Raw genomic sequence first — 12,367 nt, 5'->3', positions numbered from 1 at the left:
GCAGGTAGTGAGCCGGAAGAGGGAGGGGAACAGTGCGAGGGCTGCGCCGGATCGTCGTGGTGTGCCTGACCGCCCTGGCCGTGCTCGGGCCGGTCGGGCCGGTCCACGCCGCCCCGGCCGACACGCCGGCCGGCTCCAAGTACTACGTCGTCGGTGAACCGATCGCCGGCCAGCGCGAGTCGCTGTACGAGATCTCGGCCCGGACCCTCGGCACCGGCCGGCGGCACCTGGAGATCTTCGAGTTGACCAAAGGCCGTCCGCAGCCGGACGGTGGGCAGCTCACCGACCCGATGGTGCTGAAACCCGGCTGGGTGCTGACGCTGCCCGCCGACGCCAGCGGTCCCGGCGTCTACGACGAGTACCCGGTGGCGACGCAGGCGGCCCCGCCCGCGCCCCGGGACCTGTCGACTCCGGGACGGCAGGGCGCCCCCGTCTTCGAGGCCATCGGGGTGTTCGCGGCCGTCATGTTGTTCGCGGTGGCGGTGGCGGTGCTCCGCGGTGGGCGTGGTGCGCGAGGCGCCACGGCACCGGCGGTGTCCGCCGCCCCGCCACCCCTGTCGGACCCGCCGCCGCTCTCCGACCCGCCCGCGCCGTCGGACGCGCCACCCGTACCCGGTCACCCGGCCCGGTCCGGCCCGCCGCCGACCGACGCCGAGCGCGAGCTGGTGCTGGCCGGGGCGCACTCCTCCGCACCGCCGGTCGTGGACCCGTATCCGGCGACCGCCACGTCACGGGCCGCGTACCTCCCACCGACGGCGCCCGAGCGACCGGTGGCACCGGAACGGCCGACCGCACCCGAACGACCGGCGCGACCGTCGCTCGCCGGCCGTCTACGGCCGGTGGGGCCGCCCTCTCCGGAACTACCGCGCCGGACGCCGTCGCCGTCCCCGGTACCACCCCTGCCGGAGCCGTCCGCCGGGCCGCGTCGACCGGAGGTCGCTGTCGACGCCACCGAGCTCAGCGCCGACCTGCGGGCCGAAGGGCTCAAGCTGAGTGTCTCCCTGAACGGGGCCCGGGACGGGGCGGCAGCGCCGTTCGGCTGGTACGGCCCGGGTGAGGCACCGCCGGCCGCCACCATGCCGCTGCTGCTCGGCGACCGTGACGGCTGGCGGCTCTATGTCGACCTGGTCCGCTGCCCGGACGTGCTGACCGTCGCCGGCAACCTGCCCGACGGGCAGCGCTACGCGCGCCGGCTGATCCGGCAGGCCCTGGCCGACGGCAACGAGGTGACCGTGGTCGGGGACGTCCTCGGCGAGTCGATGCCGAACGGATGCAGCCGGGTGGCGCAACTGTCCGACGTGGAGCCGTCGCCGACTCCGGGCATCGTGATCTGCGCCCGGCTCGCCAACGGCGACGGACGGGTGGCCCGCGAGCTGCGTACGGCCGGAGTGCAGGTGCCGGTGGTGCTCGGTGAGGTGACGCCGTCGCGCTGGTCGATCTCGCTGCGGCCGACGGAGGAGCCCGGTGTCGAGCTGTCGTGAGTGGAGTGGACTACGAGGCGGCGCGCCAGCCGTGCGACAGGTGCCCGTGGGTCAGCCGACCGTGCGTCACGCGTCCCTGGGTCACGTGACCCAACTCGATCGCCATCCGGGTCAGCTCCGCCTTGTTCGTCACGTTGAGCTTGGCCCGGATCCGCTTGGCGTACGTGTTCACGGTCGCCTGGGACAGCCCCATCCGGGTGGCGATCTGCGCGTGGGTGAGCCCGAGCGCGATCCAGCGCAGCGTCTCCACCTCGCGCGGGGCCAGTCCGTTCTCGTCGGCGTCCGCCGGGCGCGACAGGTCGGCCGCGAACCGGTCGGCCAGTTCCGCGCCGATGTGCAGCCCACCGGTGGCGACCACGCGCAACGCCAGGCGTACGTCGGGTTGCTCGGCGTACCGGGTGATCACGCCTCGGGCCCCGGCCCGGACGGCGGAGAGCAGGCCCGGCGGCTGTTCCCAGGTGGCGCAGACCAGCGGGGCGCCACGGGTGGCGAGTTTCCCGATCAGCTCCAGCACGCTCGCGCCGGGCAGCGCCGGCAGGTCGATGAAGATCACCCGGTAGTCGGCCGGTCCGGCCTGCTCCAACTCGCCGACCGAGCCGACCGAGGGGCCGAGCGCGAGGCCCGGCTCGTCCTGCACCAGCCGCTCCATCCCGACCCGCGACAACGGCTGGTCGCAGACGATCGCGACCGTACCCAGATCCTGTTCCATCGCCGTACCCCTTCTCTGCCCGGTGCATCACACGACGGACGCGGGACTCGCCGTGTTCAGTGCGGTGATGGCGGGGACTCGCCGACCTCGGATTGAGAAAACCAGGTACCGCCGTCCGTTGAGAGGACGTGCAAGGGGGGACATCGAGGAACGGACGAGCGTCATGACCGGCAGGCCGCCGCCGACACCGGCTGCCCGGGCGCGCCCGGAGCACCGGCGCATCGACGGGCTCTACGACATCTGGCTGCGTACCGGCCCGGACGGGCTGCCGGTCGCGCTGCGGGGCAGCGGGACGCCGCTCGACGCCGGACAACTCGCCGACCTGGTCCGCCGGGGCGGTGGGGCGGGCGACGACGTCCGGATCATGATGGACGGTGGCGAGGAGCACGCGGAGATCTTCGCCGAGCTGGCCGGGATCCTCGGGCGGGACGTGCTGATCAGCCCGGCCGGCAGCGTGTTGCGGTACGACGGGGACCGCGAGCCGGAGCCCAGCCTGGTGGACGCCCGGACCGGGCGGCCGGCGGAGTGGCTCGTCGTCCAGCCCCCGGCGATGGCCACCGGACTGCCCGGTTGGTATGAGACGACCGGCGGCGTGCTGCGTCCCCGGTCCGGTGTCGTCGCCGCGCCGCTGCCCGGCGGGCTGACGCTCGCCACCCGGGCCGACTTCGTGGCCCGCCGGGCCGCTGCGGTGGACCTGGCCCCGGGTCACCCGGAACTGACCACGATCGGGGTGTCCGTCCGGGGCGGCGGCTTCGTGGTCGGCGACTACACCGGCTCCTACCAGGTGACCGGTGGGCGTCAGCTCGCCGCCGCCCTGTCGGACGTGCCGCTCTACGGCAGTGAGATCCGGATGTGGCTGCACTGGCCCTCCGACCCGGACGAGCGGCAGCGGCTGCACGCCAACCTGGCCGCGTTCGCGGACAACACCGGGGCGATCGTGTGGGCCCCGGAGCGTACCGCCGCCCTGGAGATCCTGGAGAGTTGCCAGGACCTGAGCGCGGTGGACCGCGCCGGCGGTCCGGCCGAGTGGCGTACCTACCTGCCGCCGATGGCCGCCTCACCGCGCTTCGAACCGGACCAGGACGGTCGGTTGTCCCCGGCCGGGCGGATGGTCGTCACCCCCTATCCGGGTGCGCCCCTGGTCAGCGTCGCGCCCGCGCGCCAGCGGGCGATGAACTCGCGGTACAGCAGCCTGCGGGCCCAGCACGGGCTGTTCCGGATCGATCTGACCATCCTCAACGACGGTCGGTGGGCGGTGCAGTACGCCGACTCCGGGCCGCACGCGCTCGGGCCACGGGTGCTGCAACGGATGCTGCGCACGGCCGGCTGGCAGGGCGAGGACCTGCTGCTGCTGGCGAGCTATCCGGCCTCCGCCGAGGCGGGGGTCCGCCGCTACGGCAGCCGGCTGGTGGAAGGACTCCGCGCCGAGGTGTGGGTGCTGCCGCCGGAGGCCGCGTTCGACAGCGTCGACGGTACGGCCCGCGCCGTCGACGAGCGGGGCCGTCCGGTGGACTGGCAGCGCCTCGACCTGGACGACTCGCAGCGACGCTGGCAGAGCGACGACGGCGTGCTGGTGACGGCCGAGAGCAGCAGCCGTCCGGCCGGCACCGATCGTGTCGCCGGCACCGATCGCATTGCCGTCACCGGCCGTCCGGCCGACGCCCCTTCCCGCGCGCCGGAGAGCATCGCCGCTGTCCCGGACAGCGCTGAGCGGAGCACCGCGTCCGAGGCGACGCCCTCGATCGACCGGCAGCAGGCGGGGGAGCCCGCTCTGTCCACCTCGCCCTCGGCGTCCGACGTCCGGGCGTACCCGGGGTCGCCGTGGACGGGACGCCCTGCGGCGGCGACGTCCGGCCCGGTGTCCCCGGTCCCGGTGCACGCGGTCCTGCCGCTGCCCGCGCCGACGTCCCCGGCCACGCCTCCGGCCCCGGCGGCGTCACCGTTCCGACCGGCAACCCCGCGACCGGCTCCGGCTGCGCCGGATTCGACGGCCGTGGCCCCCGCGTCGCCTACGGCCCCCGCGTCGCCTTCCCCGTCGCCGGTGCCCCCCGAACCTCCGGCCGCGCCGCCGGTGGTCCCGCTGTCTCCGGCCGCCTCGCCGGTGGTTCCTCCGTCCCCGGCCGCCCAGGCGGGTGCCCCTTCGTCGACCGCCGCGCCCCCCGGGGCGGACTCCTATCCGGAGCGGTCCTCGCCCGTGCCGCCGCTTCCACCGCAGGCACGGGCGGGTGGCTGGGCCCAGCCCAATCGGACCGAGCCGAGGCGCGTCGAGCGGCAGGTCGGGCCACCGCGACCGGTGGTCGGGCCGGTGGCGGGCCCGCGTCCGAATGCCGGGCCGGCGCCGACGACCCGACCGGAGGCGAGCACCGCTCCCGCTCCGACTTCCAACCCTGGGGTCGGCTACGAGCAGGGACTGCCCTCCACCGCCGGTCCGGCCCGGGATCGCCGCTCCGACGCTGGTCCCCGCTCCGACGCTGGTCCCCGCTCCGACGCTGGTCCCCGCTCCGACGCTGGTCCCCGCTCCGACGCTGGTCCCCGCTCCGACGCCGGTCCCCGCTCCGACGCCGGGGGGCGTCCCGACCGCCCCGCCCCGCCGGGTGGGCCTGAGCTTCCGGTCAGTGCCGCGCCCCGGCTCGGCACCGTCCGGCGGCCCGTCGCGCACGCGATCTACTGGATCGCCGAGCGCCCGACGGTCAACGCCGAGCCGGTCGAGCTGTACGTCGTCGCCGGCTGCTCGCCCACCGACGCCACCGGCACCGGCGTACCCACCCCGAACCTGTTCCTGGTCGGCACGCTCCGCCCGCCGGTGCCCGCCGCGCTGCGGGCGGACGAACACCTGCTGCGGGTACGCGTCCTCGCCGGTGGCGCGGTGGACATGTCCTCGATCACCGTGCACGAGCCACCGGCCCTGCACGAGCTGCTCGTCGACCGGGACGAGTCGTACCTGCTCCCGGGGGGTCTGCTGGGCCGTACCGAGCTCGTCGCCGGTTACGGCGTCGACGCCTCCGGGCGGTACGTGGAGCAGCCGGTCGCCCCGGCGACTCCACCGCTGGCGATGCGCTGCACCGGCGCCGGGCACGGCATCGAGGGGTTGCCGGCCGACCTGCCCCGCTGGCCGTACGAGGCCGAGGCGCTCGCCTATGCGCTGGTGCGCGACCCCGAGGCCACGACCCGTAGTCAGGGCCTGGTGCTGTTGCGCAACCGGCCGCGTGCCCGTCGGGGGCGGCTGCTGGTGCAGGTGCGGGTGCCGTGGCGGTGCGCCGTCGACGTGCGCGCGACCGTGGCGCAGATCGGCGACCTGCCGCAGATTCACTCGACGGCCGGATCGATGCTGGAGGCCGGCGTGAGTCTGTTGCTGCCACGCGAGGCGAACGAGCAGGTCGAGGTCGTACGGCTGCTCTCGGCGGGCCGGCTCGGCTGGCGGACGGTGGGTGAGCCGGAGATGTCGCTGGCCGACTTCCTCGCCAGCCGGGCCGATGCCACGACCCGGCCGGGCAGCACCGCCCCGATCCGGTAGGGGTAGCGCTGTCCCGACCCGGCCGGACTGCGCCGCCGGGACCAGACCTGGGCCCCACTGAGTCCTTCGGCTCACGCCGCCCGCGGCCCGGATCACTAGCGTCCCGTTTGAGCGGTGCTGGGGAAAGGTCCGGTCCTGGGGAGGGCTGCAACGATGGGTGCCAACGTGGGTGTGCAGGAGCGGGTCGAGGCGGATGCCGACCTCGATCACCGGATGCGTCGCGTCTTCGCGGCGAACGCCCAGCCGTTGTACTACTACCTTCTCCGGCTGACCCGGGGACAGGGTCAACTCGCCGAGGACCTGTTGCAGGAGACCATGCTGCGGGCCTGGTCCCGGCTGAGCGAACTGCCCGCCGACGACGCCACGATCCGCCGGTGGCTGTTCATCGTGGCGCGGAACCTCTCGATCGACGTGGCCCGCGCCCGGGCCGCCCGACCGACCGAGGTCTACGGGATGGACGTGACCTGGGCCCACTCGCCGGACGACGAGTTCGACGGCCTGCTCGACCGGTTCGCCCTGGCCGACGTGCTGCGCAAGCTCACCCCGGAACACCGGGCGGTGCTGGTCGAGCTCTACTACGGCGACGTGACGGTGGCCGAGGCGGCGGCCCGGATCGGCATCCCGGAGGGGACCGTGCGGTCGCGGTCGTTCTACGCTCTGCGCGCCGCCCGGGGCATCATCGGGGAGCCCGCCGAACTGGCGGCGTGACCGCCAAACTCCCGACGCGGCGGCTGAACGACACGGCGGCCGGGACCGTCGTGGAGTCGTGAGTCCGCACCGGGACGGGCACGACGAGGGGGCGAGGGAGATGTTGGTCAGCCGGTACCCGTCACGGGTGGGACGGTATGTGGTGGTGGTGCTCGGCGTACTGCTGGCCGCGCTGCCCGTCCTCCCGGCCCGCGCCCAGGCCGCACCGTACGTCAAGTACTACACGGTGGAGTCCACCTACGTGGGCAAGCCGGAGGGCCTGCGTGACATCGCCGAGCGCTTCCTCGGCAGCCGGGACCGCGCGGAGGAGATCTTCAACCTGAACGTCGGCCGGGCGCAGTCCGGCGGCGGCGCCCTCACCGACCCGAGTCAGCTGCGCGCCGGTTGGCAGCTCGTGCTGCCGTGGGACGCGGTCGGCAGCGGGGTCGAGTACGGCTCGCTGCCGTCTCCGGCACCCCCGAGCACCCGTTCACCGTCACCGGGAGCGTCCGCCGCGCCACCCGCCGGTACTCCGCTGATCCGCCCCACGATCGGCTCCAGCCCCAGCCCCAGCCCGAGCCCGAGCGGCACCAAGAACTCCGGTGCCGGGGGCGCCAAGTGCGGATCGGCCGCAAAACGCGGTGACAAGGACCGCGCGGACTGGGCGGAGCGGCGCATGTCGCCGGAGCGGGCGTGGTCCCGCAGCCGTGGCGAGGGCCAGATGATCGCGATCGTGGACTCCGGGGTGGACGGCAGCCTCGCCGAGTTGCGGGGCCGGGTCACCCAGGGCATGGACGTGGTGGCCGGCAGCGGCCGGGGCGACGTCGACTGCCTCGGCACCGGCACCGCGATGGCCGGTATCGCCATCGCCCAGTCCGGCTCGAAGCGCACGGTGACGGGGGTGGCTCCGGAGGCGACCGTGATGCCGATCCGGGTGGTCACCACCAAGGCCGAGGCGCAGCCGGCGGACCAGGCGGCCGGCATCGAGGTGGCGGTGGCCGCTGGTGCCACCGTGATCGCGCTCGGGTCGTACGTGGACCCCAACGTCCCGGCCGTCGCCGAGGCGATCGCCACCGCCGTCAAGCACGACATCGTGGTGGTGTCCGCCGCCGACCTGGAGTCGAGCGACCCGGAGTCGGGGCTGCCGGAGCAGGGCATGTTGCGGGTCGGTGGCATCGGCGGGGACGGCAAGATGGCGGACAGTTACCGCGCCGGCGGGGTGGACGTCGTCGCCCCCGGCGTGGACGTGGCCAGCCTCGGCATCGGCGGAGCGGGTGACTTCGTCGGCAGCGGCACCCAGTACGCGGTCGCCTACACGGCCGGCCAGGCCGCCCTGGTGCGCTCCGCGTACCCGAACCTCTCGGCCGCTCAGGTGACCGAACGGATCCGGAGCACGGCCAGCCGGACCGCCGACACCCCGGAGGACCCCGCCTCGTACGGCGACGGCGTCATCGACCCGTTCACCTCGGTGAGTGCCGCGATGGAGAACGACGGAGGGGCGGCTGCCCCGAACGGCCCGTCCGCCGATGACGGCGGATCGTCGACCAGCGGTGGCCAGGTGGCGATCTTCGTGCTCATCGGCCTGGTGCTGGTGGCCGTGACGGTGCTGTCGGTGTTCCGGCTGCGTACCGTGCTGCGCTCCGACGACCGCAAGGATCCCGAACCGGAGTTCGACCCGCCCGCGAACCGTCCGACCGACCACTCCGATCCACAGCGGTTGAGGTGATCGCCCAGTGACGGGGCAGCCCGCGGTCTCCACCCCGACCAGCGCACCGTCCGGCCGGATCGAACGGGTCTCCACCCGCCCGTGGAGTCGGCACCGCACCATCTCCTCGGCGATCCGGGCAGCCCGCGACGGCGGGGTGGTGTCGGTGGTGGCCGGGGTGTACCGCGAGTCGTTGACCGTCGACAAGTCCGTCACGCTGGTGGCCGAGAACGACGGTGGCGCGGTCGAACTGGTCGCGCCGCACGGGCCGGCGCTCGCCGTACGGTCCGGGTCGGCCACGATCCGCGGGTTCGTGTTGAGCGGCTCCGGTGCCGTGGTGGTCGCCGCCACCGGCCGGATCGCGTTGGAGTCGACCACGGTCACCGGGGGCGCGGTCCAGGTCAGCGGGGACGCGTCGGCGACGCTGCGGGACTGCGCCATCCTGCGTACCGGGGCGGCACCCGGGCTCATCGTCGCCGACCAGGCGACGCTGGAGGGCACCTCGGTCGAGGTGACGGAGACCGGCGGCGCCGCCGTCGAGGCCGCCGGAAGCGCCCAGGTCACCCTGGTCGACAGCCGGATGGGCAGCGTCGGCGGTGGCGCGCTGGTGGCGGAGAACGCCACGCTGACGCTCACCCGCTGCGAGATCGGGCCCAGCGGCGGCGTGGGCGTCGAGGTCAGCGGCGGTGGGCAGGCCCGGCTGACCGACTGCCAACTGCACGACCTGGCGGCCGAGGGCATCCGGATCAGCGGCAGTGCGACGTTCGGCCCGGACTGGTGGCCGCCGCTGCGGCCGGAACACGCCGGGACGCCGGGCGCCGGGGAGACCGGCGAGACCGGTGGGGTGCTCGTTCGGCGGTGCACGATCAGCCGCGCGGCCTCCGCCGGGGTGCTCCTCGCCGGGTACGGCCACCTGCACCTGGACGAGTCCACGGTGGACGCCGCGCGGGGTCCCGGCGTGCTGGCCGGTGGCGACAGCCGGCTCTCGATGGCCGGCAGCCGGATCAACCAGGCCGGTCAGACCGCGCTCGCGGTCCGGGAACGCGCCGAGGTCCGCCTCACCGACGGTGCCTTCGCCGACTCGGCCGCCAACGGGCTCTACGCCGCCGACGACGGGCGGATCCTGATGCACGGCTGCGAGGTGCGGCGCTCCGAGTACAGCGCGGTGCACCTCACCGGCACGGCCAGCGCCGCGCTGGTCGAGTGCACGATCGCCGACACCCCCGAGTTCGGGGTACGCGCCTCCGACCGCGCCCTGCTGCGGGTGGAGGGCGGCACGATCACCGGCGCGGGACTCGGCGGGGTGCAGATCGACGGTGGCGCCGACGCCGAGTTGCGTGGACTGACCGTCAGCGACTCCCGGGCCGGCGTACGCGTGGACACCCCGCACCGGCCGCTGCTGACCGACTGCGAGGTCCGCGACGTCGAGCAGACCGGGATCGAGGTCGCTCCGCACGCCGCGCTGCTGGCCCGGAACTGCCGGATCGCCTCCTGTGGCGCGGCCGGGGTGCTCGTCGACGCGTACGCCACGCCGACGCTCGAAGAGTGCGAGATCACCGACATCGGCGGCAGCGGACTGGTGCTCTGGGAGGGCGCCGCACCGATGATCCGCAGCCTGACCGTGCGGGAGTGCCGCAAGAACGGCGTGTACGTCGGTGACGGTGCGCACGGCACCCTGACCGACTGCGACATCTCCCGGACCGACTACCCGGCCGTGCACGTCGGCGTGGACGCCGATCCGGCGTTGCTGCGCTGCCACGTGCACGACGCCGGGGCCGACGTCGACCAGACCGACCAGGGCCGGGCGACCTTCGAGGAGTGCTGGAGCACCGACGTCGCCGAGGCGACCCTGCCGACCGAACCCGTCGCCGCCCGCGCGGTGCCGGCCGGTGCCGGTCCGCGCCGGGCCGCCGCCGTGCCCCGAGCCGGTGCCACCAGCAAGGTGCCGGAGTTGGCCGACCTGCTCGGCCAGCTCGACGACCTGGTCGGGATGGCCCGGGTCAAGCGGGACGTGGGCACCATGGTCAAGCTGGTGCAGACCGTCAAGCGCCGTCGGGAGGCCGGTCTCGCGCCGCCGCCGATGTCCCGGCACCTGGTCTTCGCCGGCAACCCCGGCACCGGCAAGACCACCGTGGCCCGGCTCTACGGGCAGTTGCTCGCCGCGCTCGGCATGCTCGAACGCGGACATCTGATCGAGGTCGACCGGGGCACGCTGGTCGGTGAGTACGTGGGACACACCGCCCCGAAGACCCAGGCGGCCTTCCGCAAGGCCCTCGGCGGTGTGCTCTTCATCGACGAGGCGTACGCCCTGGTGCCCACCGGTGGCGGCACCGACTTCGGCCAGGAGGCGATCTCGACGCTGGTCAAGCTGATGGAGGACCACCGGGACGAGGTGGTGGTGATCGTCGCCGGCTACCCGGACGAGATGCGGCAGTTCGTCGCGGCCAACCCGGGCCTCTCCTCCCGCTTCTCCCGCACGCTGACCTTCGAGGACTACTCGTCGGTCGAACTGGTCCAGATCGTGGAGAAGCAGGCGAGCCGACACCAGTACCACGTTGCGGAGAACGGCCGTGCCGCGCTGCTCAGCTACTTCGACGGCGTCCTGCGGGGCGAGGGCTTCGGCAACGGCCGGTTCGCCCGCAAGGTCTTCCAGATGATGACCGAGCGGCACGCCGCACGGATCGCCGAGATGGACGCGCCCAGCACCGCCGAGCTGAGCACTCTGGAGGCCGACGACCTGCACGTGGACGACCTGGAGGTGGCCGGATGACACGGCTCGGGTGCAGGGAGGACCGATGAGCGGCGAACGGAGCCGGATCACGGTGGTCGGCACCCGCCGCCGGTTGGACGTGTCGGTGCCCTCCGGGGCGCCGGTCGGCGAGTACTCGGCCCGCCTGGCCGAGATGTGCGGCCAGGACCGGGCCGACGTGCTTCCACCGGCCTGGTCCCTGGCCCCCGCCGGCCACCCGCCGCTGCCGCTGGACGCCACCCTGCTCGACGTCGGCGTGGTCGACGGCCAGGTGTTGTACCTCCGCGACGCCGCTCAGGAGCCGAACGACGCGCCACTGGTGGAGGAGATCGAGGAACTCGTCGCCGACGAGACCCACCGGCATCGCCAGCAGCGGCTCCGGGGCGGGACGATCGTCCTGAGCCTGGGTCTGCTCTGGACGACGGTGGCCGCGATCACGGCCGGACTCCGGTTCGAGGGCGGTGCCGGCACCGCCGCGGGGCTCGTCCTGGCCGGGCTGGGTCTGCTCGCCGGAGCGTGGAGCCTCACCCAGCACCGCGAGGTGGTGCCGGACTGGTTGCGGATGGCGGTCGCGTTGACCTCGGTGCCGTGTCTGGCGGCGGCCGGCATGCTGGTGACCCGGGTGTTGGGCGTGACGGCGTACCGCTGGGACGGTGCGGTGTTCGGCGCCTGCCTGGCCGCGCTGATGGCGCTGGTGGTCATCCCGACCGCCGCGTTGGTCGTGGTGCAGTTGCACCTGACCGTCGGCCTGGCGTTGGTGTCCCTGATCCGGGCGCTGGACACCGACCGCGCCGGTGCCGCCGCGGTGGTCACCGTGACGGCGATGGGGATCATCGCGGTGGCCCGACGGATCGCCGCCACCGTGGCGTCCTGGGGACAACGCCGACCGCCTGACCAGTCGGCTGCCCTGCCGGTCACGATCGGGCTGGTCGACCGCTCCCACCGCCTGCTCTCGGTGGTGCTCGTCGGTCCGGCGCTGGCGCTGACCGCCGCGCTTCCGGTGCTGGCCTCCAACGGCGGCGGCTGGGCGGTCGCGTTGACCGCGGTGGCCAGCATCGCCCTGATGGCCCGCTGCCGGCTGGTGGCGTTCTCCGCCGAACTGCTCCTGCTCGGCATCGCCGCACTGGTCGGCTGTTTCAGCCTGATCCTCGCGGTCGTCGGGATGCTCGGCGCGGGCCCCGGCGCGACCCTGGTCGTGCTCGTGCTGGCCGGGCTCGGCGTCGCCGGAGCCGGGGTGGCGCTGAGCCTGCTGCGCCCCTCGACACCCGAGCCGCCACGCGACGGGCCGATGGTGCACCCCTCGGCCCGGCGCCGCAGCCGGGCCGAGGTGTTCGGGGTGATCACCAGTCTGCTCATGGTGCCGTTGGCGCTGGGCGTGCTCGGCGCGTTCCGACACATGGTCGAGGTGGGTCGCAGCATCTTCTGACCCCCGGGGGGACGGGACCACGGCCCGAATGGGGACTTTCGGGCATCCCGCTTAGGGGTGCCATGGTGTACGACGGGTGCGGCGTGCCGCGGTGGC

At 74.3% G+C, this 12,367-nt stretch carries 7 protein-coding genes; 6 read left to right on the top strand and 1 reads right to left on the bottom strand.

All coding sequences use genetic code 11. The features are described 5' to 3' along the window. The first annotated feature begins 32 nt into the window (after positions 1-32). Positions 33-1,481: a hypothetical protein gene (locus ACFYTT_RS08140; protein WP_387258111.1), complete on the top strand. Its 1,449-nt coding sequence runs from the start codon at positions 33-35 to the stop codon at positions 1,479-1,481. Between the two features lie 10 nt (positions 1,482-1,491). Here ACFYTT_RS08140 and ACFYTT_RS08135 read toward each other — a convergent pair whose 3' ends face one another. Next, complete coding sequence (locus ACFYTT_RS08135) at positions 1,492-2,190, bottom strand: response regulator transcription factor (RefSeq protein ID WP_131051007.1); 699 nt, start codon at positions 2,188-2,190, stop codon at positions 1,492-1,494. Positions 2,191-2,353: 163 nt separating this feature from the next. Here ACFYTT_RS08135 and ACFYTT_RS08130 point away from each other — a divergent pair, with 163 nt between their 5' ends. The 5 genes from ACFYTT_RS08130 (at position 2,354) to ACFYTT_RS08110 (ending at position 12,271) form a co-directional block, all read left to right on the top strand. Then, positions 2,354-5,704: a hypothetical protein gene (locus ACFYTT_RS08130; RefSeq protein WP_387258109.1), complete on the top strand. Its 3,351-nt coding sequence runs from the start codon at positions 2,354-2,356 to the stop codon at positions 5,702-5,704. 153 nt (positions 5,705-5,857) lie between these two features. Continuing rightward, positions 5,858-6,412: a sigma-70 family RNA polymerase sigma factor gene (locus ACFYTT_RS08125; protein ID WP_131055982.1), complete on the top strand. Its 555-nt coding sequence runs from the start codon at positions 5,858-5,860 to the stop codon at positions 6,410-6,412. Between the two features lie 58 nt (positions 6,413-6,470). Continuing rightward, entirely contained in the window at positions 6,471-8,117 is a 1,647-nt protein-coding gene (locus tag ACFYTT_RS08120) for a S8 family serine peptidase (protein ID WP_350696005.1), read from the top strand. Positions 8,118-8,124: 7 nt separating this feature from the next. Then, the gene (locus ACFYTT_RS08115) at positions 8,125-10,866 is read left to right on the top strand and encodes a right-handed parallel beta-helix repeat-containing protein (RefSeq protein WP_357211513.1); all 2,742 of its coding nucleotides are present in this window, start codon (positions 8,125-8,127) and stop codon (positions 10,864-10,866) included. A 25-nt stretch (positions 10,867-10,891) separates the two neighbouring features. Next, positions 10,892-12,271 (top strand): EsaB/YukD family protein, encoded by a 1,380-nt coding sequence (locus tag ACFYTT_RS08110; protein WP_350696001.1) that lies wholly within the window; start codon positions 10,892-10,894, stop codon positions 12,269-12,271. The last annotated feature ends 96 nt before the right edge of the window (positions 12,272-12,367 follow it).

This window comes from Micromonospora sp. NPDC003816 (assembly GCF_042874705.1).
GTDB lineage: Bacteria > Actinomycetota > Actinomycetes > Mycobacteriales > Micromonosporaceae > Micromonospora.
Note: the sequence above shows the minus strand (reverse complement) of the source record. Positions and strands in the feature narration are given on the sequence as shown.

Excerpts from the sequence above, each read along its gene's own strand:
- ACFYTT_RS08135 (WP_131051007.1), bottom strand. The coding sequence starts at position 2,190 with ATGGAACAGGATCTGGGTACGGTCGCGATCGTCTGCGACCAGCCGTTG.
- ACFYTT_RS08130 (WP_387258109.1), top strand. The coding sequence starts at position 2,354 with ATGACCGGCAGGCCGCCGCCGACACCGGCTGCCCGGGCGCGCCCGGAG.
- ACFYTT_RS08125 (WP_131055982.1), top strand. The coding sequence starts at position 5,858 with ATGGGTGCCAACGTGGGTGTGCAGGAGCGGGTCGAGGCGGATGCCGAC.
- ACFYTT_RS08110 (WP_350696001.1), top strand. The coding sequence starts at position 10,892 with ATGAGCGGCGAACGGAGCCGGATCACGGTGGTCGGCACCCGCCGCCGG.